The following is a 24,427-nucleotide window of genomic DNA, read 5'->3' on the forward strand; positions in this document are numbered from 1 at the left end:
CGGGGAAGCGGACGTCCGGTGCCCGGGGCGGCGGGCGGAGGCCGACCGATCCGGTGTCCGGGGACGGCGGGGCGGCCGCGGTCGGACGTCCGGGAACGGCGAGGGGCGGCCACCCGATCGGGTGACCGCCCCGGGGTTCCGGTCGACGGCCGCGGATTCCGGCTGATCCTCGGCGCCGTGGCCGCCCGGTCAGTCCACGGCGGCCACGGTGTCGCCCACCGCCACCGCCCCCGGAGGGACGATCGGCCCGGCGGTCGTCTTGCGGCTGCGGCGGCTGCGCTTCTCCAGCCAGGTGGCCAGAGCGCTGAGCACCATGTTGAGCCCGACGTAGATGACTCCGATGACGATCGCCGCGGGGATGAGGGATCCGAAGTTGACCGCAGGAATGATCTTGAAGCCGTAGTTCAGCAGGTCGACGTAGGCGATGATGTAGCCGAGCGCGGTGTCCTTGAGCAGCACGACGAGCTGGCTGACGATCGCCGGCATCATCGCGGTCACCGCCTGCGGCAGGAGGACCAGCCGCATGACCTGGTTCTTGCGCAGGCCGATGGCGTAGGCCGCCTCGGACTGACCCCTGGGCACCGCCCGCACGCCCGCACGCACGACCTCGGCCAGCACCGAGCCGTTGTAGAGGGTCAGACCGGCCACCAGGGCGATCAGCGTGTAGTCGCCGCCGCCGAGCACGCTGGGAGCCAGATAGAACAGGAAGAAGATCAGCAGCAGCAGCGGGATCGCGCGGAAGGTCTCCACGACCGCCCCGGCGGGCACCCTGATCCACCGGTGGTCCGACAGCCGGGCCAGGCCGAAGACCGCACCGAAGATCAACGCGAACACGGCGCCGAGCCCGGCGGCCTTCAGCGTCCCGAGCAGGCCGGGGATGATGTACTCGGTCCAGGTGAACGGGTCGGCGAACGGCTTCCAGATCTGGCCGTCGAACTGGCCCTTCTCGGCGAACCTGGCGTAGATGACGTAGAGCACCGCCGCGACCGCGATCGCGGCGAGCAGGGTCAGGATGTTGTTGCGCAGCCGGGCGCGCGGTCCCGGCGCGTCGAACAGGACGCTGGCCTGCCCGTTCATCGGGCCACCGCCAGGCGGTTGGCCAGCCAGCCGGTGAAGAAGCCGATCGGCAGCGTCACGATCATGAACGCGATGACGATCCCGATGAAGATCGGGATGGACACGCCGGTGTCGTCGAAGGTGTCCTTCATGACGAAGGCCGACTCCGCCAGGTATCCGGCGGCGATCGCCACCGTGGTGTTCTTGATCATCGCGATCATCACGCTTCCCAGGGGGGCGATGACGGCCCGGAAGGCCTGCGGAAGAATGATCATCCTCAGGGACTGGAAGAAGGTCAGCCCGATGGCGCGGGCCGCCTCGGCCTGACCCATCGGGACGGTGTTGATGCCCGAGCGCAGCGCCTCGCAGACGAAGGTCGCCGTGTAGAGGGACAGGCCCAGCACGACCAGCCAGAAGCTGTTGGTGCTCGGCTCCTGGGAGAAGGACACGCCGAGCGTGTCACTGAGGCCGAGTGCCGCGAAGGCCAGCACCAGGGTCAGCGGGGTGTTGCGCACGACGTTGACGTATCCGGTTCCCACCGCGCGCAGGACCGGCGTCGGCGACACCCTCATGGCCACCAGGAGCGTGCCGAGGATCATGGAGAGGACCGCGCAGACCAGCGAGATCTGCACGTTCTTCAGGAAGCCCGCCAGCAGGTCCGGCGCGTATTTGATCAGATCATTCATCGTGCTCCACCAGAGGACGGCGGCGGCCGGCGGTCCACTCCTCGGGACCGCCGGCCGCCGCGTACGGCATGATCAGGCGCAGGCCTCGAACGTCGGGACGCCGGACGGGGCGGTGACGCCCTGGGTGCCGGCGAACCACTTCTCGAACAGCTTCTGCGCGGTGCCGTCCTGGTACATCTTGGTGATGGCCGCGTTGACGGCCTCACAGGTCTTGGTGTCGCCCTTCTTCAGGCCGACGCCGTACTTCTCGTCGGTGAACGGCTGGCCCAGGATCTTGAAGCCGCCGCCGGCCTGCTTGGCGAAGCCCGCCAGGATCAGGTCGTCGGTGGTGACCGCGTCCAGGTTGCTGCCCTTGAGCTTGGCCACGCACTCGGAGTAGTTGGCCGCGCCCACGAGCTGGGCGTCGAGGTCGAGCTCGCCGTCCGGCGGCGGGTCGGTGATGCGCTTGTAGGAGTTGGATCCGGCGGCCTGGCAGATGCGCTTGCCCTCCAGGTCCTGCGGCTTGGTGATCTTGGTGTCGTCGGAGCGGACCATCACGTCCTGGTGGGCCACGATGTACGGCCCGCCGAACGTCACCTTCTCCTTGCGGCTGTCGGTGATCGAGTAGGTGGCGAAGATGATGTCCACGGTGCCGTTGGCGAGGAAGGCCTCGCGGTTGGACGACGCGGACTCCTTCCACTCGATGTCGACCTCCGCGCCGCCGGCCAGCTCCTTGACGACGTACTTGGCGACGTCGACGTCGAAGCCCTCGGGCTCGGCGCCCGTCTTCAGGCCCAGGCTCGGCTGGTCCCACTTGGTGCCGACGACCAGCTTCTTGGCGCCCTTGGCCTTGTCGACGACCGTGGTGTAGGCCGCGGTGTCGCCGCCGCCCTCGCCGCCGTCGTCACCACAGGCCGCCAGGCCCATGGTGAGTGCGCTCACGGCGGCCAGCGCCGCGCCGATACGCGATACTCGCATGTTCTGTCCTCTTCTTCTCTGGGATGACCAGCCGACCGAGAGATCAGTGCGTCAGGATCTTGGAAAGGAAGTCCTTGGCGCGATCGGTCCTGGCGTTGGTGAAGAACTCGTCGGGGGTGTTCTCCTCGACGATCTGCCCCTCCGCCATGAAGACCACGCGGTTGGCCGCCCTCCGGGCGAAGCCCATCTCGTGGGTGACGACCATCATCGTCATGCCGTCACGGGCGAGACCGATCATGACGTCGAGCACCTCCTGGACCATCTCCGGGTCCAGCGCCGAGGTCGGCTCGTCGAACAGGATCATCTTGGGGTCCATGGCCAGTGCCCGGGCGATGGCGACGCGCTGCTGCTGACCACCGGAGAGCTGCGCCGGATACTTCGACGCCTGGGCCCCGATGCCGACCCGCTCCAGCAGTTCCATGCCGCGCTGTTCGGCCTGTGCCTTGGGAACGCCGCGGACCTTGGTCGGCCCGAGGGTGACGTTCTCGAGGATCGTCTTGTGGGCGAACAGGTTGAAGGACTGGAAGACCATGCCGACCTCGGACCTCAGCCCCGCCAGGGCCTTGCCCTCCTCGGGGAGGGGCTTCCCGTCGAAGAGGATGGTTCCGCCGTCGATGGTCTCCAGCCGGTTGATCGCCCGGCAGAGAGTGGACTTGCCTCCGCCCGATGGGCCGATGACGACCAGCACCTCACCGCGCGAGATGGTCAGGTTGATGTCGCGCAGCACGTGAAGGCTGCCGAAGTGCTTGTTGACGCCTTCAAGCACGACTAGAGGAGTCGAGTCCCCGTTCTCCGTCATGGATCACAACGTAATTCTGTAAAGGGCAAGTCGCGCTAACCCTGCGGTACCGATCCGATCACGGACGGCCAACGGCTGGGTCATCGCAGGTTTCAGCCCCCGGGTGGGGTGGATGACCGGCATGAAAAGGCCTGTAAAAGTGGTATATCTCCTGGATTGTCGAAGATCGCGTAGGTAGTTGGGAAAGGTCCCGGTACGGCCCCTCCGCCCCGCGGAGGGGACCCGGGCCGATCACGCTGCGTGTGCTTCGCGGGAGCCGTACCCGGAGGTCGGCGGAGCGCCTACCCTTGTGTGTTGAGATGACTGTCACCGTGGAGAGCGCCCGCACGTACGAGGTTCGTACCTACGGGTGCCAGATGAACGTGCACGACTCCGAGCGCCTGTCGGGCCTCCTCGAGGACGCGGGCTACGTCCCGGCCGCTGAGGGGGAGACGGCCGACGTGGTCGTGTTCAACACCTGTGCCGTGCGGGAGAACGCCGACAACCGCCTCTACGGCAATCTCGGCCACCTGCGCCCGGCGAAGGTGAGCAACCCCGGCATGCAGATCGCCGTGGGCGGCTGCCTCGCGCAGAAGGACCAGGGCGAGATCGTCCGCAGGGCGCCCTGGGTCGACGTGGTCTTCGGCACGCACAACATCGGCTCGCTGCCGGTCCTCCTCGAGCGCGCCCGGATCGCGCAGGAGGCCCAGGTCGAGATCAAGGAATCCCTGGAGACCTTCCCCAGCACGCTGCCGACCAAGCGCGAGTCCGCCTACGCCGCCTGGGTGTCGATCTCCGTCGGGTGCAACAACACCTGCACGTTCTGCATCGTGCCGTCGCTGCGCGGCAAGGAGAAGGACCGCCGCCCCGGCGACATCCTCAACGAGGTGCGGACCCTGGTCGGCCAGGGCGTCCTGGAGGTCACCCTCCTGGGCCAGAACGTCAACACCTACGGCGTCGAGTTCGGCGACCGGCTGGCCTTCGGCAAGCTCCTGCGGGCCTGCGGCGAGATCGACGGCCTGGAGCGCGTGCGCTTCACCAGCCCGCACCCGGCCGCCTTCACCGACGACGTCATCGCCGCCATGGCCGAGACGCCCAACGTGATGCACCAGCTGCACATGCCGCTGCAGTCGGGCTCCGACCGGATCCTCAAGGCCATGCGCCGCTCCTACCGGGCCGAGCGCTACCTCGGCATCATCGAGCGGGTCCGGGCGGCCATGCCCGACGCGGCGATCTCCACCGACATCATCGTGGGCTTCCCCGGCGAGACCGAGGAGGACTTCCAGGGCACGCTGGAGGTGGTGCGCGCCTCGCGCTTCGCCAACGCCTTCACCTTCCAGTACTCCATCCGCCCCGGCACCCCCGCCGCCACCATGGACGGGCAGATCCCCAAGGAGGTCGTGCAGGAGCGCTACGAGCGGCTCGTCGCCCTGCAGAACGACATCTCCTGGGAGGAGAACAAGAAGCAGGTCGGCCGGACCCTCGAGGTGCTGGTGGCCGAGGGCGAGGGCCGCAAGGACGAGGCGACCCACCGCCTGTCCGGCCGCGCCCCCGACAACCGCCTGGTGCACTTCTCCCCCGGGGAGCAGTACGGGGGCGAGGGGGCGCCGCGCCCGGGTGACATGGTCACCGTCGAGGTCACCTACGCCGCGCCGCACCACCTGGTCGCCGACGGGCCCGTGCTGAAGCTCCGCCGCACCCGCGCGGGCGACGCCTGGCAGGCCCGCCAGGGCGCCCCGGCGGGCAAGGGCCCGGGCGTCATGCTCGGCATGCCCTCCATCGGCCGCCCGGCCCCGCTCGCCCAGGAGACCCCGGGCTGCTCCGCCCGCTGACCCGCCCGTCCCCGGCCGGCCCGTCCGCTGTTTCCGACCGGCCGGCCCGTCCGTGCCCGGTTCCGCGATGCGGTTCAGCGGTTCAGCGGTTCATCATGTCGCGCATGACGGCGTAGCAGTAGTCGCGGCGGATGTCGCGGAACGTCGCGCACGGGTCGGGGACGCCCGGCCGCAGGCCTCCGGATCCGGACCGCGGAGCGACCGGCATGGGACGCGGGCGGGGCAGGGGCAGGCCCCAGACCTCGGGCCTGCGCGGTGCGCCGGTTTTGCGCGGTGCGCGCCGTGCGCCGGGCCCGTCGTCCCTCCCGGACCTACGGGCCGCGCCGTTGCCCCGTCCTGACGCGTCCGCTGCGGCGGGCGGCGGGTGCGGGGAGCGATCCCGAAGACCCGGGGGTACGGCGCGCGAGAGCGGTTCGCGCCCGGGAGGGCCGGGCATCCGCAGGGTCCAGCGGAGGTCGGGGGAGTCCTGCCCGGAGGGCGAGGGGACGGGCGAGCTCCAGACGGAGCCGTGCGGCACGGGCCCGTCCCCGGCGGAATCCTCTTTCGGCGCGGGACCCCGTCCGGACGAGAGGCCCCTCTCGGCGAGCAGGTCCTGCCCGGCCGCGGAATCCCTCGCGAGGGAGGGGGCCTTCCCGGCGGGAGGGTGCTCTTCGGGCGCGGCGGAGGGGGTGAACGGGGACGGTCCGGGGTGGCCGCCCGCCGCCATGAGCAGGCCCAGACCGGTGCTGATCAGGGCGCCGAATAGGACATAGGCCCTGAAATCTCCCGCTAGCCTCTTAATGGATGACAAGTCGTGATTCCTCTGTGATTGCTATGCGAGGCATTGACTGCTGTGGCTAGTGTGGTCCGACACCCTCGGAAGCTGCGGAGGTTTCCAACGAAAACCCAGGGAGTTGTCCCTATGCACGCCCCCTCCTCTTCCGGCCGTACCGAGCCGCCGGGAGAACCCGAAATCCTCACCGGTCCCGCCGGTGACCCCTCCCCCCGGCGGAAGCCCGGCCCGGCCATGGTCGTCGCCTCCGCCCTCGTCGCCGCCGCGGTGGGCGCGGGCTCCGTCTTCGCCTTCGTCCACTTCACCGGCGACGATCGCGACCCCTCACCGGCGCCGGGAGTGTCCGGCGCCCCGCAGAACCCCGGACCGGACCAGGCGGCCGACGGCCCCGCCGAGAGCGGCGACCCCGCCGTCTCCGACCCCGACAACGTCACCTCCGGAGCCGACGGCGCCGAGGGATCGGACGGATCCGACGGGTCCGGCGACGGGAACGGCGGGAACGACGGGAACCGGGAGAGCAACGGTTCGGGCACCGACCCGGCCGAATCCGGCTCCGATTCCGGCTCCGATTCCGGCTCCGGTGACAGGACCGACTCCTCGTCCTCCGGCGGCGGGGACGACGTCAAGGCGCCGCCGCTCGAAGACGGCGCCGTCGACCCCCGCGCGGACGGCGAGCCGGGCTTCGTCCCGCCCAAGGGCCCGATCGGCGGCTACTGACGCCCCGTCCCGGCGTCTGACCGATGCTCGCCGACATCTTGCCCCGGCATCTGAGCGCCGGTCGCCGACGTCCCCTCCCGGGGCCTGGCCGGCGGGAGGGGTACTAGGCTTGCGGCGTGCTTGTCGCCGCCGCCGTGTGCCCCCATCCTCCGCTGATGGCCCCCGAGCTGGCCGGTGCCGCCGCGGGCGAGCTCGACGGGCTCCGCGCGGCCTGCGCCGCCGCGGCGGGCAGCCTGGCGGAGGCGGAGCCCGACGTGCTGGCAGTGGTCGGCGGCGCGCAGGAGGGCGGCGGTTACGGGCCGGACGCCGCGGGGAGCCTGGCGCCCTGGGGGGTGGACGTGCGCTACGGCGACGGCGCCCCCGTCCTGCCGCTCTCGCTCGTGATCGGCCGCCGGATCCTCGACGGCGGCGGCCTGACCGCCTCCGGCGGGTTCCACGCGGTGCCCTTCGGCGCCTCCCCGCAGGAGTGCGCGGAGCTGGGCGCGCGCCTGGCGGGCGCGGCCGGGCGGGTGGCCGTGCTGGTCATGGCCGACGGCTCGGCCTGCCTGACCGAGAAGTCCCCGGGCTATCTCGACCCCCGCGCGCAGCCGTACAACGCGGCGATCGTCCGCGCGCTCGGCCGGGGCGAGGTCCCCGACCTCGATCCGCGGGAGGCGGAGGAGCTCGGGGTCGCCGGCCGCGCCGCGCTGCAGGTCCTCGCCGCCGCGGCGGCGGGCGGCGGGCCGCTCGACGGCGAGATCCTCTACGACGACGCCCCCTACGGGGTGGGCTACTTCGTGGCGCGCCTGGGGACGGGCACGCGCGCCAGGTCCTGAGCGAGGACGACGTCCCCGTCGAAGGCCCGGCGGGCCTCTTCGAGGAAGCGGGGCTCCTCGGCGGCGCCGTAGCGTTCGGAGACGTGGGTCAGGACCAGGCGGCGGACCCCGCACTCCGCCGCGACCCGGCCGGCCTGGGCCGCGGTGAGGTGCCCGTACGCCTCGGCCAGCTTCGCCTCCTCCGACAGGAACGTCGACTCGATCACCAGCAGGTCCACCCCCTCGGCGAGGGCGAACACTCCGTCGCAGAGCCGGGTGTCCATGACGAAGGCGGCGCTCTGGCCGGGACGGGGCTCGCTGCAGTCCTCCAGGCGGACGACCGACCCGTCGGGCGCGGTCACCGTCCCCTCGCGCTGGAGCCGGCTGATCATGGCTCCTTCGACGCCGCGCTCCCGCAGCTCCTCGGGGATCATGCGGCGGCCGTCCGGCTCGTCGACGCGGTAGCCGTACGCCTCGACGGGATGGGAGAGCGGGCGGGCGGTGAGGGTCACCGGGCCGGCGTCGAGGGTCGTGACCTCGCCGGAGACGGGGCACTCGGAGATCACCGAGGTGTCGGCGAAGACGGAGGCGTGCCGCAGGCGGCGCCAGTAGGTCTCGCCGACGGCCGGGTAGGCGGCCCGGACCGGATGGGCGACGCCGTCCCTGGCGATGCGCTGGACGATTCCGGGCACGCCGAGGCAGTGGTCGCCGTGGAAGTGGGTGACGCAGATCCAGGTGACGTCGTGGGAGCCGACGCCCGCGTGGGTCATCTGGCGCTGGGTTCCCTCACCGGGGTCGAACAGGAAGCCCTGACCATCCCATAGCAGGAGATATCCATTGTGGTTACGGTGGCGGGTAGGGACCGCGCTGGAGGTGCCGAGGACGACGAGCTCACGAAGGGACACAGGTCCAATGCTAGGAACCGTGGCGTTCGGGAGCCTGCCGACACCCCTGGGGGAGATGACGGTGGCCGTCACCGAGGACGGGGTGGCGGGCCTGGGCTGGGGCGGCAGGCGGTGGCTCGCCGAGCGGCTGGCGGAGGAGAGCCTGTCCGAGGTGGACGACCCCGCGCGCACGGCCCCGGTGCTCGCGGAGCTGGCCGACTACTACGCCGAGCGGCTGAAGGCCTTCTCCGTCCCGGTGGACTGGCGGCTGACCACGCCGATGCAGCGCAGGGTGCTCGGCACGCTGTACGAGACGGTCCCCTACGGAGAGGTCGTGACCTACGGCGAGCTGGCCGCCCGCAGCGGGACGGGGATCCCGGCCCGGGCGATCGGGTCGATCATGGGGGCCAACCCCATCCCGGTCATCGTGCCCTGCCACCGGGTGGTCGCGAGCAACGGCCTGGGCGGGTTCAGCGGGGGGACGGGCGTGGAGTCCAAGCGCTGGCTGCTGACCCTGGAGGGATACCTGCAGCCGATGCTCGACTGGGGCTGACCCGTGCTCGACCGGGGCTGACCCGGCGGGGGTCCGCGGGCTGGGAGACTGGTCGGCGTGCCTGAGCTACCCGTCATCGCCGTCGTCGGCCCCACCGCGGCCGGCAAGTCCGACCTGGCCGTGGACCTCGCCCTCGAACTGGGCGGGGAGGTCGTCAACACCGACTCCATGCAGCTGTACCGGGGCATGGACATCGGTACGGCGAAGCTGACGACGGCCGAGCGGCGCGGCGTCCCGCACCACCTGCTGGACATCTGGGACGTGCGCAGGACCGCGAGCGTGGCCGAGTACCAGGCGCTGGTCCGGCCGCTGATGGACGACCTGCGGGCCAGGGGGGTGGTGCCGATCCTGGTGGGCGGGTCGGGCCTCTACGTGCGGGCCGCGCTCGACAACCTGGAGTTCCCCGGCACGGACCCGCAGATCCGGGCCCGCCTGGAGGGCGAGCTCGACCTGCACGGCCCGGTCCCGCTGTACAAGCGGCTCCGTGAGCTCGACCCCCGGGCGGCCGAGTCGATCCTGCCCGGCAACGGCCGCAGGATCGTGCGCGCGCTGGAGGTCATCGAGCTGACCGGCCGGCCGTTCTCGGCCACGATGCCCTCCTACGACGCGGTCTACGACAGCGTGCAGCTGGGCGTGGAGGTGCCCCGGGACGTGCTCGACGAGCGGATCGCCCTGCGGGTGGAGCGCATGTGGGAGGCCGGGCTGGTCCAGGAGGTGCGCGAACTGGCCGAGCAGGGCCTGGCCGAGGGCCTCACGGCCAGCCGCGCCCTGGGCTACGCGCAGGTCCTGCGCTTCCTGTCGGGGGAGTGGACCGAGCAGCAGGCCAAGGAGGAGACGATCCGCGCGACCCGCAGGTTCGTCCGCCGCCAGGAGTCCTGGTTCCGCCGCGACCCCCGCATCACCTGGCTCCCCCAGCAGGCCCCCGACCTCCTGCGACGGGCCCTGGCCGAAATCCATAACGGGACATCTGTGAGGAGGCGCCGGTGAACCAACGGAGGAACGCCCGCAGCGAAGCGAGGCCGTGACGAGGGCGGGAACCGGATCAAGCCGGCTCCGAGCCGCGACGCGTCAGCGTCGCAATCAACACGGCCATAATTGACTTATGCGCTTCGTCAAGGGTCACGGCACCGAGAACGACTTCGTCATCATTCCCGACGTGGACGGGGAGCTGGAGCTGTCCGGCGCGCTCGTGGCCGCGTTGTGCGACCGCAGGGCCGGGATCGGCGGGGACGGGGTGCTGCGCGTGGTGCGGACCAAGCTCAGCCCGGAGGTGGCCGATCAGGCGGACGAGGCCGAGTGGTTCATGGACTACCGCAACTCCGACGGCAGCGTGGCCGAGATGTGCGGCAACGGGACGCGCGTCTTCGCCCGCTATCTCGTGGACTCCGGGCTGGCCGGGGCGGGTGAGTTCGCCGTGGCGACGCGGGGTGGGATCAAGCGGGTAAGGCTGGCGGAGACCGGTGACGTGACCGTCGACATGGGCATGCCCCGGGTGCTGGGCGAGAGCAGTACGACCGTCTCGGGCAAGGAGTACGTTGGGCTCCGCGTCGACATGGGCAACCCGCACCTGGCCTGCGTCATCGGCGACCCGGTGGCCGGGCTCGACCTGACCCGGCAGCCCGGGTTCGACCCGGCGGCCTTCCCGCACGGAGTGAACGTCGAGCTGCTCAACGCGGTCGGCCCGCGCCGGGTCGTGATGCGGGTCTTCGAGCGGGGCTCGGGCGAGACGCGCTCGTGCGGCACCGGCTCGGTCGCCTCGGCCGTGGCCGCCGCGCGCCTGGCGGGCGAGACGACCGGCACCTGGGAGGTCGAGGTCCTCGGCGGCACCGTGACCGTCACCCTCGACGAGCGGACCAGCTACCTGTCCGGTCCGGCCGTCCTCGTCGCCTCGGGCGAGGTCGACCTCTGAGGCGGGTACGGCTTGCCGAAGATTGTTCTGTGGGCAATGCTGGGTTCCTCAGATAGACCGAGAGGAAGGGTCGGCATGACGGACGCACAGGCGACGGCGGCGGCGGTCAAGGGGAGAATCGGCGTTCTCGGCGGCGGGTTCATGATCTCGCGCGAGGCCAAGGCATTGTGCGAGAGCACGGGCCTCGGTGCGCGGGCGCTGTACTTCCGCGGGCGGTGCGGGGTGCTCGGGGAGGTCGACGCGGACGTGGTCCTGGCGGCCACGGTCTTCTTCCCCGCCGAGCACGTCAGGGAGAACTGGGAGGCGGGCAGGAGCCTGCCGGTCGACAAGGCGGTCGAGCTCTACGCGGGCGCCTGCCACGACTGGGGCCGGCGCAGGCTCGGCGGGTTCGACGGGGCCGCGCGCCTGGCCGAGCTGCTGGAGCCGGTGGTGGACAACGCCGACGTGCTGGGCGCCCCGATCTTCGCCGGATGGCGGAGCGTGCCGCTGCCCGGCGACGCCCCCGCCCGGCTCGCCCAGCTGATGCACCTGGTCCGCGAGCTGCGCGGCGGCCTGCACGCGGTGGCCGTGCTGGCCGCAGGCCTGTCGCCGCTGGAGGCCACGCTCCTGGCCGCGCACGACGGCACCCCGCTCGGCCGGTCCTCGGGCGAGACCATGGCGCGCTTCTTCGAGTGGCCGGAGCCGTACCCGGCGCCAGGCCCGGAGCGGGTCGCGTTGCGGGCCGAGGCCGAGGAGCTGACCGACCGGCTGATGGCCCCCGCCTTCTCGGCGCTGGACGATCGGGAGTCCGCGGAGCTGGTGGAACTCGTGGGCCGCGCGGGGTAGGAGGGCCGGGCCGTTTGGGGCATCCTCCCCGACCTGGCAGACTGGCGTGCCATGGACGTGGACATCTGGGCCTGGGTCGGAGAGACCCAGCGGCAACTGCACGAAGCCGGGAACACCGGGCTGGCGATGGCGATCGGCGACGTGCCCGCCCAGGCCCTGGAGGGCCGTTACTCCCAGCTCGACGTGATGGCGCCGGCCATCGCGCAGCAGGCGGAGAACCTGGGGCAGCCCTGGCTCGAGTTCTACGCCCGCTACTGGCACCTGGTCGGGCGGATCGGCGACCGCGCCCAGGGCGTGGTCGCCCTCGACGACGCGCGGACCCTGGTGGAGTTCGCCGGGCGCGAGGACGTGCGCGACTGCCCGGCCGCCCCGGGCGCCGTGCTGGCGCTCGCGGTGACCCAGGCCAACACCGACGGCCCGGGCTACGCGGCCGAGCGGCTGCAGGCCCTGACCGCCGCCCAGGTGGAGGTGTCCTCCCCGGCCTTCTCCGCCTTCGCCGAGCAGCGCGTCGCCGCGCTGGTCGACGCCGGCCGGTTCGAGGAGGCCGTCGCGCACGCCGAGTCCGCGGTGGCGGAGCTGGGCGCCGCGGGCCGCGAGGCGAGCTGGGAGCTGGGGGCGGCCTCCGCCCGCGCGCTGCTCACCGCCGGCCGGTCGCAGGACGCGCTCACCGCGCTGGAGGCCGCGACCGGCTTCAAGCCCGACGACCCGGTGGCCAAGGAGCGCCGCGAGGGCGTGCTGCGCGCGCTCGTGCTCGCCACCCTCAACCGCGTGCCCGAGGCCGTGGAGGCCCTGCCCGACCTCGACGTGGTCGGCGACCACCCCCGCGACTGGGTCGAGTGGGCGCGCGCCGTGCGCCTGCTCGCCGAGTCCGCGCAGATCACCAACAGCTGGCAGCTCGGCCGGGTCCTCAAGCAGTGGATCGACTACTTCGCCGTGATGGGCGCCTACCGGGCGCGGGCCCAGCTCGCTCTCATCGCCGGTGACCTGGCCGTCAGCCGCAAGGGCGTCTGGCAGGCCCGCATGCTGGCCGACCTCGCCGAGTCCACCTCGGGCGAGCTCAAGAGCGACGCCGGGATCACCGAGCGCATCGCCGCCCTGCGCGTGGCCGCCGACAACGCGACCGTGCCGGACTCCCCCGGCCCGCGGGAGGAGCTCGTCGGCTACTTCGACGCGGCCGACGGCTTCAACGCCGACCCCGAGCGCTGGGTGGGCTGGCTGGCCCCGCTGTCCGGGCAGGACATCGAGGCCACCCGCCGCCACACGACCACGCTCGGCTTCCTCGGCTACCCGGCCAGGGGCGCCGACATCTACTGGACCATGCTGGTGGACTCCGGCGACATCGCGACCGCCGACGAGCAGGACATCTCCTACCTGACCGGCCTGCTGATCGAGGCGCGTCAGGACGAGCGGCTGGAGCAGATGGCGCAGCTGCTGCCCGAAGCCCAGCGTCACCTGGCGCTCGGCCGCCTCTACCGCGCCCGGGAGCGCTGGGAGCAGGCCGCGGCCGAGGGTGAGGCGGCCGTCGCCGCGGGCGCGGGCATCGAGGCGCGCCGCCTGTGGGCCACGGCCGTCCAGCAGAGCGACGACAACGCCAGGGGCGCGTCGATCCTGCGCGAGGTCCTCGACTCCGACGAGATCGAGGCGGAGGACGTCTGGCGGATGATCACGATGGCGACCGCCGCCGAGGACTGGGAGACCGTCCGCGCCGGAGCCGCCAAGATCGGCATGCCGCTGCAGTCGAGCGAGGGGCCGATCGAGGAGGAGATGGGCCTGGTGCGCATCATCCTGCCCGCCCCCGACGGCAGCCAGCGCTCGATCGTCGGCGTGCGCACCGGCCCGGCCACGGCGCGCCTGGCCATCCCGCAGCCTCCCGGCATGGGTTACAACGCCGGTGACGTGGTCGTCTTCGACCCGGCGCTGCTGGAGCCCATCCCGGAGAGCCCGGAGGAGCAGGAGGGCTTCATCCCGCCGTTCGCGGCGGTCAGCATGCTGCGCCCCGGCGGCTACACGAGCTGGTTCTTCGACGGCGCGGCGCCCAGCGAGGCCGACTGGACCGAGTTCAACGAGGTCATGGTCGAGCGCGGCTGGCCGATGTGGGTCTACAGCGACGACAACTACACCGTGACGCACCCGACCACGGGCGAGTCGCTTCCCGGCGTGTTCGGCTGGATCGCGATCCCGCCGGAGGTCTCCCCGGTCGAGCTGGACGCGGTGCTCGACGACGCGACCGAGCGCTGGGTGCACCCGCTGGCCTGGCTCGACCTGGCCAAGAGCGTGGACATCGAGGTCGAGCGGCACGAGCGCATCACCAAGGAGTACGGCCTCTGAACGACCGGTGAGGCACGCGGCCCCGCGGTACGGCACACGCCGCCGCGGGGCCGTCCCGTTCCGCGGCACGCGCTTTCGTTCCGCGGCGCCGTACCGGTTGGTGGGGGCTCTGCCGGCGGTACGGCCGGCCGGTCGGCTCCGGCACGGCCGACCGGCTCTAGAATCTCATTCGGTATGTTCGCCGCACACAGGGAGATCCGCATGCTCGACCGATTCCGGCTGGACGGCAAGGTCGCGATCGTCACCGGCGCCTCCTCGGGCCTGGGGGTCGCCTTCGCCCGCGGGCTGGCGGAGGCCGGAGCCGACATCGTGATCGGCGCGCGCCGCAAGGACCGGCTGGAGGAGACCAGGGCGCTGGTCGAGGAGGCCGGCCGCCGGTGCGTGGCGGTGGCCACCGACGTGACCAGGCCCGAGGACTGCCAGGCGCTGGTGGACGCGGCGGTCGCGGAGCTGGGCGCGGTGGACATCCTGATCAACAACGCCGGGGTCGGCACGGCGGTGCCCGCCCTGAAGGAGACGCCCGAGCAGTTCCGGCAGGTCGTGGAGATCAACCTGCACGGCACCTACTGGATGGCGCAGGCCTGCGCCCGGGTCATGCGGCCCGGCTCCTCGATCGTCAACATCGGCAGCATCCTCGGGGAGACCACCGCCGGCCTGCCGCAGGCGGCCTACAGCGCCTCCAAGGCGGGGGTCGTCGGCCTCACCCGCGACCTGGCCCAACAGTGGACCTCGCGGCGCGGCATCCGGGTCAACTGCCTGGAGCCGGGCTTCTTCGCCTCGGAGATGACCGAGCAGTACGCCGAGGGGTACATGGCCTGGCAGCTGGAGAACCGGGTCCTGATGAAGCGCGCCGGCGACCCGGCCGAGCTGGTGGCCGCAGCCATCTTCCTGGCCAGCGACGCCGGGTCGTACGTGACCGGCGCGGTCATCCCGGTCGACGGCGGGATCCTGCTCACCTGAGCGAGCCTGGGCGCACCTGGGTGGACCTGAGTGGACCTGAATGGGCTCAGGTGAGTCCGAGCGGCCTCCATCACAAAAGTCAGGGAATCTGACTGTCAAAGTTAATAGACTGGTTGCACGAATAATGCGCATCCGTCACGCGGGGGTGCCAGAGTCTCCGGATATCCGACGGAGACTCTGGAGGCCATCTTGCTGGAAGTCGACCGGCTCGGCGCGGTTGTGCGCGACGAGCGTCCCTGGGGTGCGTTCGACCGCTACACCCTCAACGAGCCGACCACGGTGAAGATCATCACCGTCGCCCCGGGACAGCGCCTCAGCCTGCAGCGTCACGAGCACCGCGACGAGCTGTGGGTGGCCCTCGACCCCGGCCTGGTCTTCGAGATCGACGGGGTGCGCACGGAGCCGGCCGTCGGCGACCGCGTTCTCATCCGGGCAGGTCAGACTCACCGGCTCAGCTCCTCGGGCCCGGTCGCCCGCATCATGGAGATCGCCTTCGGCTACTTCGACGAGGACGACATCGAGCGGCTCGAAGACTCCTACGGCCGCTCCTGATCCCCTCTTGTTCGGTCCCGCTTCGCACCTTATGTTCGTGAATAGTCCGGTGGTTTTTCTGCATTAGGGACACCCGGAGGGTGCATGGCGGGCCGGCCTCGTGTTGTGATCATCGGTGCCGGCATCGTGGGGTGCGCCCTCGCCGACGAGCTCACCGTCCGGGGCTGGACCGGCGTCACGGTGCTCGACCAGGGACCGCTGTTCGCCACGGGCGGCTCCAGCTCCCACGCCCCCGGCCTGGTCTTCCAGACCAACCCGTCGAAGGCGATGACCGAGTTCGCCGCCTACACGGTCGCCAAGTACCGGGAGCTGTCGCTCGACGGCCGCCCCTGCTTCAACCAGGTCGGCGGCCTGGAGGTCGCCACCACCCCCGAGCGCTGGCAGGACCTGCGCCGCAAGCACGGCTGGGCCACCTCCTGGGGGATCGAGAGCGAGCTGGCCGGCCCGGAGCGCTGCGTCGAGCTGTGGCCGCTGCTCGACCCCTCGGCGGTCCTCGGCGGCTTCCACGTCCCCTCGGACGGCCTGGCGAGCGCGGTGCGCTGCGGTGAGGCCCAGGCCCGCGCGGCGATCGGGCGGGGCGCGCGCTTCCTGCCCGGCCACCGGGTGGTCGCGCTGGAGCGACGGGGCGACCGGGTCACCGGGGTGACCGCCGAGGTGGTCGCGGACCCCCGGGCGCCCCAGCGGGTCACGATCCCGGCGGACGTCGTCGTCTGCGCGGCGGGATTCTGGGGCCCGGCGATCGGGGAGCTCGCCGGGCTGACCGTGCCGCTGCTGCCCCTGGCCCACCAGTACGCCCGCTCGGGCCCGCTGCCCGCGCTGGCCGGTGACTGCGGCGAGGAGGCGGAGGCCGTACGGCCCATCCTGCGTCACCAGGACCGTGACCTGTACTTCCGCCAGCACGTCGACAGGGTCGGCGTCGGCTCCTACGCCCACCGGCCGATGCCCGTCCGGCAGGACGAGATCGCGGCGCGGGCCACGGTCATGCCGTCGGTCCAGGAGTTCACCGCGGCCGACTTCGACCCCGCCTGGCGGGACGCGGTCGCGCTGATGCCGGCCCTGGGGGAGTCCAAGCCCGTGGAGGGCATCAACGGGATCTTCTCCTTCACCCCCGACGGCTTCCCCCTGATCGGCCCGGCGCCGGGGCTGGACGGCCTCTGGATCGCCGAGGCGGTCTGGGTGACCCACTCGGCCGGGGTCGCCAGGGCGCTGGCCGAGTGGCTGGTGGACGGCCACTCCACCGTCGACCTGCACGAGTGCGAGGTCGAACGCTTCGAGCAGGTGCAGCTGGCGCCCGCCTTCGTCGAGGAGCGCGGCCGGCAGAACTTCGTCGAGGTCTACGACGTCATCCATCCCCTGCAGCCGATGGAATCGCCCCGGCCGATGCGGACCAGCCCGTTCCATCCCCGCCAGCGCGAGCTGGGCGCCTTCTTCCTGGAGGCGGCGGGCTGGGAGCGGCCGCACTGGTTCGAGGCCAACGCGGCGCTGCTGGACGATCCGGTACGGCTGGCGCCCGACGCCGAGGAGTTCGTCGGCGCGGCGGCGCGCGACGCGTGGGCTGCCCGGTACTGGTCGCCGATCGCCGCGGCCGAGGCGTGGGCCACCCGGCAGCGCGTGGCCCTGTACGACATGACGCCGCTCAAGCGCGTCGAGGTCGAGGGGCCGGGCGCCGCGGCCTTCCTGCAGCGCATGACCACCAACAACGTGGACAGGCCGCCGGGCTCGGTCACCTACACGCTGCTGCTCGACTCCGCGGGCGGGATCAGGTCCGACCTGACCGCGGCCCGGCTGGCCGAGGACCGCTTCCAGGTGGGCGCCAACGGCAACCTCGATCTCGCCTGGCTGCGGCGTCACGCCCCGCCGGGCGTGAGCGTGCGCGACGTCACCGCCGGGACGTGCTGCGTCGGCGTCTGGGGTCCCCACGCGCGCGACCTGGTGCAGCCGCTCACCGACCTCGACCTGTCGAACGAGGGCTTCCGCTACTTCACCCTCAAGTCCGGATATGTCGGTCAGGTGCCGGTGACGATGATGCGGCTGTCCTACGTCGGCGAGCTGGGCTGGGAGATCTACACCGGCGCCGACGTCGGCCTGAAGCTGTGGGACCTGCTGTGGGAGGCGGGCCGCCGGTACGGCGTCGCCGCCGGGGGCCGGGCCGCCTTCAACAGCCTGCGGCTGGAGAAGGGCTACCGGCTGTGGGGCGTGGACATGACGCCGGAGCACCGGCCGCAGGAGGCCGGGCTGGGCTGGGCCGTGCGGATGGACAAGGACTTCGTCGGCCGTCCGGCACTGGAGGCTCTCGGCGGCGAGGTGACCCGCAGGCTGGTGCCGCTGCTCACCGAGCGGGTCGTCATGGGCAAGGAGCCGGTCTTCCACCGGGGACGCGCCGCCGGCTACGTCACCAGCGCCGCCTACGCGCACACCCTCGGCCGGGCCGTCGCCTACGCCTGGCTGCCGGCCGGCGCGGCGGAGCCGGGCACTGCCGTCGAGGTGGAGTACTTCGGCGGACGGGTGCCCGCGGAGGTGGCCGCCGAACCGCTCTTCGACCCGAAGATGACCCGGATCAAGCGATAGGACCGTTCATGGAGCGAATCGAGCGGGCTGAGCGGATCGAGCGGCGGGACCGCCGGTGAGCGCGCCGGACCACCCGGATTTCCTGTGGCGCAACCCCGAGCCGCGGCGCTCGTACGACGTGGTGATCGTCGGGGGCGGCGGGCACGGTCTGGCCACCGCCTACTACCTGGCCAGGAACCACGGGATCACGAACGTCGCCGTGCTGGAGAAGGGCTGGCTGGCGGGCGGGAACATGGCCCGCAACACCACGATCATCCGCTCGAACTACCTGTGGGACGAGAGCGCCGCGATCTACGAGCACTCCCTGAAGCTGTGGGAGGGACTGTCGGAGGAGCTCGGCTACGACCTGATGTTCAGCCAGCGGGGCGTGCTCAACCTCGCCCACAGCCTGAGCGACGTGCGGGAGGGCCGGCGCCGGGTCAACGCCAACGTGCTCAACGGGGTGGACGCCGAGTGGCTGGACGCCGACGAGGTGCGCGAGTTCTGCCCGGTCCTCGACACCGGCGGGAACACCCGGCACCCGGTGCTCGGGGCGACCCTCCAGCGCCGCGGCGGCATCGCCAAGCACGACCACGTCGCCTGGGGGTACGCCCGGGGGGCCGACGCGCTCGGGGTCGACCTGATCCAGGGCTGCGAGGTCACCGGGTTCGAGATCACCGGCGGGCGGGTGCGCGCCGTACTGACCGGCGAGGGCAGGATCGCGGCCGGGACCGTCGCGCTGGCCGCGGCCGGGCACACCAGCGTGCTGGCCGGGCGGGCGGGCATCCGGCTGCCGCTGCAGTCGCATCCGCTGCAGGCGCTGGTGTCGGAGCTGCTGGAGCCGGTGCTCGACTGCGTGGTCATGTCCAACGCGGTGCACGTCTACGTCAGTCAGGCGCACAAGGGCGAGCTGGTCATGGGGGCGGGCATCGACGCCTACAACTCCTACGGCCAGCGCGGGGCCTTCCACGTCATCGAGGAGCAGATGTCCGCCGCGCTGGAACTGTTCCCGATCTTCAGCCGGGTCCGGGTGGTGCGCACCTGGGCGGGGATCGTGGACGTCTCCCCGGACGCCTCGCCGATCATCGGGACGACGCCGGTGGACGGGCTGCTGATCAACTCGGGCTGGGGGACGGGCGGGTTCAAGGCGACGCCCGGTTCGGGCTGGGTCTACGCCGACACGATCGCCTCCGGACGGCCGCACCCGCTGGCCGAGCCGTTCTCCCTCGAGCGCTTCACCACCGGGGCGCTCATCGACGAGCACGGCGCGGCGGCGGTGGCGCACTGAATGCATCCGGGGCCGGGCGGCGGGAGGGGAGAGGCGGTGGCGGGACGGTGCAGCTGATCGAGTGCCCGTGGTGCGGGCCGCGCGACGAGATCGAGTTCCGGTACGGCGGGCAGGCCGGGATCGCCTACCCGGGGGATCCCGCGGCGGCGAGCGACGAGGAGTGGGCCGAGTACGTGTTCATGCGCGACAACCCCCGGGGCTGGTTCCACGAGCGCTGGTTCCACGTCCACGGCTGCCGGACGTGGTTCTCGATCCGGCGGCACACCGTCACCCACGAGATCGAGCGGACGCCCGGGAGCCCCGGAGCCCGCGACGCCGGGGACCCGCGGTGAGGCGGGAGTCCGGGGGCCGGATCGACCGCTCCCGCGTGCTGCGCTTCACCTTCGACGGGCGTGAGCTGACCGGCCACCCGGGTGACACGCTGGCCTCGGCGCTGCTGGCCTGCGGGGTCCGGATCGTCGGCCGGAGCGTCGATCTCGGCCGCCCCCGGGGGATCTTCACCGCCGGGGTGGAGGAGCCGAACGCGCTGGTCAGGGTGGGAGACGAGCCCATGGTCGCGGCGACGGCCGTGGAACTGCGGGAGGGCATGCGAGCGTGGAGCCTGCGGGGCAAGGGCCGCCTCGACCCCGCGGCGGCGGCCGGGGACGCCCGGCACGACAAGGCGTACCTGCACTGCGACGTGCTCGTGGTCGGCGGCGGCCCGGCCGGGCTGGCGGCGGCGCTGGCGGCCGGCGAGACGGGGGCCCGCGTGGTCCTGCTCGACGGCGGGCCGGAGTTCGGCGGCGACCTGCTGAGCTGCCGGACCCTCCTGGACGGCGCCCCGGCCGAGGAGTGGATCTCCTCCGTCACGGCCCGCCTCGCCGCTTTCCCCGAGGTCCGCCTCCTGCCCAGGACCACCGCGATCGGCTATCACGACCACAACTACGTCGTCGCCGTGGAGGAACGCGACGCCAACCGCGCCGCCGGAGACGAGGGCGGGCAGGGGGGCGGCGGAGGCGGCGGGACCCTCGGCGGGCGGCGGCTGTGGCACTTCCGGGCCGGGCAGATCGTGCTGGCGACCGGGGCCCACGAGCGCTCGGTGGCCTTCCCGGGCAACGACCGCCCCGGCGTCATGCTGGCCTCGGCCGCGCGGACCTACGTCAACCGGTACGGCGTGCTGCCCGGGAGGCGGGCGGTGGTCTTCACCTGCACCGACTCCGGGCACGAGGCCGCCCGCGACCTGGCCGCCGCCGGGGTGGAGATCGCGGAGATCGTGGACCCGCGCCGGGACGGGGCCGTGGTCACCGGCACGCTCGCCGACGGCGAGGGGATCCTCACCGGGGTCGTGATCGGCGGCCGGGAGGTCGCCTGCGACCTGCTGGCGGTGTCGGGCGGCTGGAACCCGGCGGTCCACCTGTTCAGCCAGTCACGGGGACGGCTCCGCTTCGACGACGCCCTCCAGGCGTTCGTCCCGGAGGTGTCCGCGCAGGCCGAGCGGTCGGCCGGGGCGTGCAGGGGAGAGTACGGCGCCGCCGCAGCCGTCGCCGACGGCTTCGCCGCCGGAGCCCGCGCCGCCGAGGCCGCGGGCCTGCCCGCCCGCTGGCAGGACGGGACCACCGGCCCGGGCGGGAACGGGGGCGGCGACCCCCTGCGCGTCCCCGAGTGCGACGAGCCCGCCCAGCGGTCCCCGGCCGCGCTGTGGGCCGTACCCGCGGGAGACGACGGCGACCGGGAGTCCTTCGTCGACCTGCAGCGGGACGTGACGGTGGCCGACCTCGGCCGGGCCGCCGGGACGGGGATGCGGTCGGTGGAGCACGTCAAGCGCTACACCACCGCGGGGACCGGGGCCGACCAGGGCAAGACGTCGGGGGCGGTGACCGTGGGGGTGGTGGCGGGCCTGCTCGGGGCCTCGCCCGGGCAGGTGGGGACGACCACGTTCCGCCCGCCGTACACGCCGGTGGCCTTCGGGGTGCTCGCGGGACGGGACCGGGGCCGGCTCTCGGACCCGGTGCGGATCACCGCCATGCACGACCGGCACGTCGCCCGCGGCGCGTTCTTCGAGAACGTCGGCCAGTGGAAGCGGGCCCGCCACTATCCGGCGGACGGCGAGTCCATGGAGCGGGCCGTCGAGCGGGAGCGCCGGGCGGCGCGGACCGGGGTGGCGGCGATGGACGCCTCCACGCTCGGGAAGATCGAGGTCAGGGGGCGGGACGCGGGGGAGTTCCTCGACCGGATCTACACCAACGTGTTCTCCTCGCTGCCGGTCGGCTCCTGCCGGTACGGCCTGATGTGCGGCGCCGACGGCATGGTCCTGGACGACGGGGTGACCACCCGGCTGGCCGGCGACCGCTACCTGATGACCACCACCACCGGCAACGCCGCCACCGTGCTCGACTGGCTGGAGGAGTGGCACCAGACCGAGTGGCCGCACCTGGAGGTGTCGTTCACCTCGGTGACCGACCACTGGGCCGTCGTGGCGGTCGTCGGCCCCGGGGCGAGGCCGGTCGCCGAGACGCTGGTCCCCGGCGTCGACTTCGACGACTTCCCGTTCATGACCTACCGCGAGAGTGCTCCGGCCAGGGTCTTCCGGATCAGCTTCTCGGGGGAGCTGGCCTACGAGATCAACGTGCCGTGGTGGTACGGCGCGGCGCTGTGGGAGGCCGCGCTGGAGCTGGGGGCGGTGCCGTACGGGACGGAGACCATGCACGTGCTCCGGGCCGAGAAGGGCTTCGCGATCGTCGGGCAGGAGACCGACGGGACCGTGACCCCCCAGGACCTCGGGATGTCCTGGATCGTCTCCGGCCGCAAGCCGGACTTCGTCGGAAAGCGTTCCCACAGCCGCCCCGACACCGCGGGCCCCGGCCGCAAGCGACTCGTCGGCCTCGTCCCCGCCCGCCTGCCGGAGGCCGGTGTCCCCGCAACGCCGGATGAGCCCCCTGGCTCCGGCACGCCCGGAGCGCCGGAGGCGGCTGGAGAGCCCGGCGAGTCCGGGGCGGCCGGTGACGGCGAGGGGACGCCGACGGAGGGAGTGCTGACGGAGGGGGTGCTGACCGAGGGGGTGCTGACCGAGGGAGTGCTGACCGAGGGGGCCCAGATCGTCGCGGCCCCCGGCGACCGGCGGATGCTCGGTCACCTCACCTCCGCCTATCCCGGCGTCGCGCTGGCCATGGTCAGGGACGCCGAGGCGGGCGACCGGCTCGTCGCCTTCGACGGCCGGGAGATCCCGGTCACCGTGGTGGACCCGGTCTTCCACGACCCGGGCAACACCCGCCGCGACGGGATCCCGGACGCGGTACGCCCTCTCCCGGCCGCGGCGGATCCGGAGGTGACGCAGTGGTGGCGTCCCGAGCGGGCGGTGAGCCCGCTGGCCGGGTTCGCCGAACGCTTCGCCGCCGCGGGCACCGCCGGGGTGACGATCCGGGAGATCCCCTTCCTCCGGATGCGAGAGGTCCGGGGCGAGGCGCCCAAGGAGGGGCTGCGGCTCGGGCCCGGCTGGTGGCTGACCGTGGAGGACCCGCAGACCGGAGCGGGAGCTCCGGCGGTCGATGACGGGGTGGACGTGTCGGCGCAGCGGGCGGTCGTCGAGCTGGCGGGGCCGCGGGTCCGGGACGTGCTGATGACCGGCTGCCCGATCGACCTGCACCCGGCGGTGTTCGAGGTCGGGGCGCACACCCAGACCCTGCTGGCCCGGGCCCAGATCGTCCTGCACCGCGCCGGGCCGGACGTCTACCGGGTCCTCGTGAGGTCCTCCTTCGCGGGGTACCTCGCCGAATGGCTGCTGGACGCGCTGGAAGGGCTGTGACCGCCGCGGTGGCGAACCACGGTCACCCCGGTGGATCACGACGGTGAGCTGGGGTGGAAGATGAGACGCGGCTTTTACGGGTGGCACTGGTTGATTGGGTAAATTCGCCGTTTCCGGGTAGCCAAATCCATGAGAGGCGGTGGGAACGTGCAGGTGAAACGGGGTAAAGTGCTGGCCGCTGCGGCGGTCGTGCTCGCGCTGGCGGGCGGACCGGTGGGCTGCGGAACCTCCTTGGACTCGCTGGGCGACTCCTCCGGCGGATCCTCCGGCGACGACACGGGCGGCACCTCGGCCGCCGAGGCGCTCAAGGACCTGGAGAAGCTCCCGGTCAAGGGCCGGGCGCCGCGGACCGGCTTCGACCGCGACGAGTTCGGGCCCGCGTGGGCGGACGTCGACCACAACGGGTGCGACACCCGCAACGACATCCTCAAGCGGGACCTGAAGGACGAGACCTTCAAGAAGGGCACCCACGACTGCATCGTGCTCACCGGCACGCTGGAGGACCCCTACAGCGGCAAGACCATCGAGTTCGAGCGCGGCCAGGACACCAGCATGAAGGTGCAGATCGACCACCTGGTGGCGCTGTCGGACGCCTGGCAGAAGGGCGCCCAGCAGATCAGCGCCGCCGAGCGCAGGGAACTGGCCAACGACCCGCTGAACCTGCTGGCCGTGGACGGCCCGCTGAACGGCCAGAAGAGCGACGCCGACGCGGCGACGTGGTTGCCGCCGCGCCGGGCCTACCGGTGTCCTTACGTCGCACGCCAGATCAAGGTGAAGCTCAAGTACGAGCTCTGGGTGACCTCAGCGGAGAAGTCCGCGATGGAGCGGGTGCTGAAGGCCTGCTGACCCGGCGGGCGCGCGGATCAGTCGTCGTACTCCTTCTTGAACTTGATGACCTTGCCGGTCTTGAGCGAGACGTAGACGTCGTACTCCCAGCCGCCCCGGTGCAGCTCCACCTTGCAGACCCGGTGGCCGTGCTCCCACTCCCGCTCGACCTCGCTGACCCGGGCGCCGGGGACGCGCTTCTTGGCGATCTTCACGGCCTTCGAGCACGAGATGCCCGCGGCGGGGGCCGCGGCCGAGGCCTGAGCGCCGGCCGGAGCGGCGGCGGCCGCGCTCCCGGCGAAGGCGATGCCGCTTCCGGCGGCGAGGAGGGTGACGGTTCCGGCGAGGGCGATCTTGGCGATCACGGTGTTCTTTCTCATGGC

General features: G+C 72.4%; 22 protein-coding genes. 15 read left to right on the forward strand and 7 right to left on the reverse strand.

What is annotated here, in order from left to right:
* Positions 1-189: 189 nt before the first annotated feature.
* The 4 genes from Psi01_RS13335 to Psi01_RS13350 form a co-directional block, all read right to left on the reverse strand.
* Complete coding sequence (locus tag Psi01_RS13335) at positions 190-1,077, reverse strand: amino acid ABC transporter permease (protein ID WP_204064305.1); 888 nt, start codon at positions 1,075-1,077, stop codon at positions 190-192.
* A complete protein-coding gene (locus tag Psi01_RS13340; protein WP_204064306.1) occupies positions 1,074-1,742 on the reverse strand; it encodes an amino acid ABC transporter permease in 669 nt (222 codons plus the stop codon). Before Psi01_RS13340 ends, Psi01_RS13335 begins: the two co-directional genes overlap by 4 nt.
* A gap of 72 nt (positions 1,743-1,814) precedes the next feature.
* On the reverse strand, positions 1,815-2,699 hold the full coding sequence (locus Psi01_RS13345) for a glutamate ABC transporter substrate-binding protein (RefSeq protein WP_204064307.1): 885 nt from the start codon (positions 2,697-2,699) through the stop codon (positions 1,815-1,817).
* 43 nt (positions 2,700-2,742) lie between these two features.
* Complete coding sequence (locus Psi01_RS13350; RefSeq protein ID WP_204064308.1) at positions 2,743-3,498, reverse strand: amino acid ABC transporter ATP-binding protein; 756 nt, start codon at positions 3,496-3,498, stop codon at positions 2,743-2,745.
* A gap of 299 nt (positions 3,499-3,797) precedes the next feature.
* Here Psi01_RS13350 and miaB point away from each other — a divergent pair, with 299 nt between their 5' ends.
* On the forward strand, positions 3,798-5,309 hold the full coding sequence (gene miaB / locus Psi01_RS13355) for a tRNA (N6-isopentenyl adenosine(37)-C2)-methylthiotransferase MiaB (protein WP_204064309.1): 1,512 nt from the start codon (positions 3,798-3,800) through the stop codon (positions 5,307-5,309).
* 82 nt (positions 5,310-5,391) lie between these two features.
* Here miaB and Psi01_RS44095 read toward each other — a convergent pair whose 3' ends face one another.
* Positions 5,392-5,517, reverse strand: a complete 126-nt coding sequence (locus Psi01_RS44095; protein ID WP_275424523.1) for a hypothetical protein — start codon at positions 5,515-5,517, stop codon at positions 5,392-5,394.
* Between the two features lie 693 nt (positions 5,518-6,210).
* On the opposite strand from Psi01_RS44095, the gene Psi01_RS13360 reads away from it, so the two are divergent.
* Together Psi01_RS13360 and Psi01_RS13365 are read left to right on the forward strand one after the other, a co-directional pair.
* Positions 6,211-6,798 carry a hypothetical protein gene (locus tag Psi01_RS13360; RefSeq protein WP_204064310.1) on the forward strand — a complete coding sequence of 196 codons (588 nt, stop codon included), beginning with the start codon at positions 6,211-6,213 and terminating at the stop codon, positions 6,796-6,798.
* A gap of 116 nt (positions 6,799-6,914) precedes the next feature.
* Entirely contained in the window at positions 6,915-7,613 is a 699-nt protein-coding gene (locus Psi01_RS13365) for a class III extradiol ring-cleavage dioxygenase family protein (RefSeq protein ID WP_204064311.1), read from the forward strand.
* On the opposite strand, the gene Psi01_RS13370 is transcribed toward Psi01_RS13365, so the two are convergent.
* Positions 7,568-8,497 (reverse strand): ribonuclease Z, encoded by a 930-nt coding sequence (locus Psi01_RS13370; protein WP_204064312.1) that lies wholly within the window; start codon positions 8,495-8,497, stop codon positions 7,568-7,570. The two genes, Psi01_RS13365 and Psi01_RS13370, sit on opposite strands and share 46 nt — an antisense overlap.
* Before the next feature lie 19 nt (positions 8,498-8,516).
* Between Psi01_RS13370 and Psi01_RS13375 the strand changes: the two genes are divergently transcribed.
* The 12 genes from Psi01_RS13375 to Psi01_RS13435 all read left to right on the forward strand — a co-directional run bounded on the left by Psi01_RS13375 (position 8,517) and on the right by Psi01_RS13435 (position 24,065).
* A complete protein-coding gene (locus Psi01_RS13375; RefSeq protein WP_239127594.1) occupies positions 8,517-9,029 on the forward strand; it encodes a methylated-DNA--[protein]-cysteine S-methyltransferase in 513 nt (170 codons plus the stop codon).
* Positions 9,030-9,086: 57 nt separating this feature from the next.
* On the forward strand, positions 9,087-10,016 hold the full coding sequence (gene miaA, locus Psi01_RS13380; protein ID WP_204064314.1) for a tRNA (adenosine(37)-N6)-dimethylallyltransferase MiaA: 930 nt from the start codon (positions 9,087-9,089) through the stop codon (positions 10,014-10,016).
* Positions 10,017-10,131: 115 nt separating this feature from the next.
* Positions 10,132-10,938 carry a diaminopimelate epimerase gene (gene dapF, locus Psi01_RS13385; RefSeq protein ID WP_204064315.1) on the forward strand — a complete coding sequence of 269 codons (807 nt, stop codon included), beginning with the start codon at positions 10,132-10,134 and terminating at the stop codon, positions 10,936-10,938.
* Positions 10,939-11,013: 75 nt separating this feature from the next.
* Positions 11,014-11,763: an SCO6745 family protein gene (locus tag Psi01_RS13390; RefSeq protein ID WP_239127596.1), complete on the forward strand. Its 750-nt coding sequence runs from the start codon at positions 11,014-11,016 to the stop codon at positions 11,761-11,763.
* A gap of 51 nt (positions 11,764-11,814) precedes the next feature.
* The gene (locus Psi01_RS13395; RefSeq protein WP_204064316.1) at positions 11,815-14,091 is read left to right on the forward strand and encodes a tetratricopeptide repeat protein; all 2,277 of its coding nucleotides are present in this window, start codon (positions 11,815-11,817) and stop codon (positions 14,089-14,091) included.
* Positions 14,092-14,292: 201 nt separating this feature from the next.
* Positions 14,293-15,051 carry an SDR family NAD(P)-dependent oxidoreductase gene (locus Psi01_RS13400; RefSeq protein WP_204064317.1) on the forward strand — a complete coding sequence of 253 codons (759 nt, stop codon included), beginning with the start codon at positions 14,293-14,295 and terminating at the stop codon, positions 15,049-15,051.
* A gap of 189 nt (positions 15,052-15,240) precedes the next feature.
* On the forward strand, positions 15,241-15,603 hold the full coding sequence (locus Psi01_RS13405; protein WP_239127598.1) for a phosphomannose isomerase type II C-terminal cupin domain: 363 nt from the start codon (positions 15,241-15,243) through the stop codon (positions 15,601-15,603).
* A gap of 84 nt (positions 15,604-15,687) precedes the next feature.
* Entirely contained in the window at positions 15,688-18,171 is a 2,484-nt protein-coding gene (locus Psi01_RS13410) for a GcvT family protein (protein WP_204064318.1), read from the forward strand.
* A 55-nt stretch (positions 18,172-18,226) separates the two neighbouring features.
* On the forward strand, positions 18,227-19,438 hold the full coding sequence (locus Psi01_RS13415; protein WP_204064319.1) for a sarcosine oxidase subunit beta family protein: 1,212 nt from the start codon (positions 18,227-18,229) through the stop codon (positions 19,436-19,438).
* A 47-nt stretch (positions 19,439-19,485) separates the two neighbouring features.
* Entirely contained in the window at positions 19,486-19,770 is a 285-nt protein-coding gene (locus tag Psi01_RS13420) for a sarcosine oxidase subunit delta (RefSeq protein WP_204064320.1), read from the forward strand.
* Positions 19,767-23,219 carry a 2Fe-2S iron-sulfur cluster-binding protein gene (locus Psi01_RS13425; protein WP_239127601.1) on the forward strand — a complete coding sequence of 1,151 codons (3,453 nt, stop codon included), beginning with the start codon at positions 19,767-19,769 and terminating at the stop codon, positions 23,217-23,219. The genes Psi01_RS13420 and Psi01_RS13425 overlap by 4 nt, the downstream gene beginning before the upstream one ends.
* Before the next feature lie 153 nt (positions 23,220-23,372).
* Positions 23,373-24,065, forward strand: a complete 693-nt coding sequence (locus Psi01_RS13435; RefSeq protein ID WP_239127603.1) for an HNH endonuclease family protein — start codon at positions 23,373-23,375, stop codon at positions 24,063-24,065.
* 17 nt (positions 24,066-24,082) lie between these two features.
* Here the strand turns inward: Psi01_RS13435 and Psi01_RS13440 are convergent, their stop codons facing one another.
* Positions 24,083-24,424: a PepSY domain-containing protein gene (locus tag Psi01_RS13440; protein WP_204064322.1), complete on the reverse strand. Its 342-nt coding sequence runs from the start codon at positions 24,422-24,424 to the stop codon at positions 24,083-24,085.
* Between the last annotated feature and the right edge of the window lie 3 nt (positions 24,425-24,427).

This window comes from Paraplanobispora siamensis, assembly GCF_016863175.1.
Lineage (GTDB): Bacteria > Actinomycetota > Actinomycetes > Streptosporangiales > Streptosporangiaceae > Planobispora > Planobispora siamensis.

What these genes read in the sequence shown, in the direction of transcription:
- dapF (WP_204064315.1), top strand. Translation starts at nt 10,132, where the DNA reads ATGCGCTTCGTCAAGGGTCACGGCACCGAGAACGACTTCGTCATCATT.
- miaB (WP_204064309.1), top strand. Translation starts at nt 3,798, where the DNA reads ATGACTGTCACCGTGGAGAGCGCCCGCACGTACGAGGTTCGTACCTAC.
- Psi01_RS44095 (WP_275424523.1), bottom strand. Translation starts at nt 5,517, where the DNA reads ATGCCGGTCGCTCCGCGGTCCGGATCCGGAGGCCTGCGGCCGGGCGTC.
- Psi01_RS13410 (WP_204064318.1), top strand. Translation starts at nt 15,688, where the DNA reads ATGGCGGGCCGGCCTCGTGTTGTGATCATCGGTGCCGGCATCGTGGGG.
- Psi01_RS13350 (WP_204064308.1), bottom strand. Translation starts at nt 3,498, where the DNA reads ATGACGGAGAACGGGGACTCGACTCCTCTAGTCGTGCTTGAAGGCGTC.
- Psi01_RS13335 (WP_204064305.1), bottom strand. Translation starts at nt 1,077, where the DNA reads ATGAACGGGCAGGCCAGCGTCCTGTTCGACGCGCCGGGACCGCGCGCC.
- Psi01_RS13440 (WP_204064322.1), bottom strand. Translation starts at nt 24,424, where the DNA reads ATGAGAAAGAACACCGTGATCGCCAAGATCGCCCTCGCCGGAACCGTC.
- Psi01_RS13345 (WP_204064307.1), bottom strand. Translation starts at nt 2,699, where the DNA reads ATGCGAGTATCGCGTATCGGCGCGGCGCTGGCCGCCGTGAGCGCACTC.
- Psi01_RS13340 (WP_204064306.1), bottom strand. Translation starts at nt 1,742, where the DNA reads ATGAATGATCTGATCAAATACGCGCCGGACCTGCTGGCGGGCTTCCTG.
- Psi01_RS13390 (WP_239127596.1), top strand. Translation starts at nt 11,014, where the DNA reads ATGACGGACGCACAGGCGACGGCGGCGGCGGTCAAGGGGAGAATCGGC.
- Psi01_RS13400 (WP_204064317.1), top strand. Translation starts at nt 14,293, where the DNA reads ATGCTCGACCGATTCCGGCTGGACGGCAAGGTCGCGATCGTCACCGGC.
- Psi01_RS13395 (WP_204064316.1), top strand. Translation starts at nt 11,815, where the DNA reads ATGGACGTGGACATCTGGGCCTGGGTCGGAGAGACCCAGCGGCAACTG.
- Psi01_RS13360 (WP_204064310.1), top strand. Translation starts at nt 6,211, where the DNA reads ATGCACGCCCCCTCCTCTTCCGGCCGTACCGAGCCGCCGGGAGAACCC.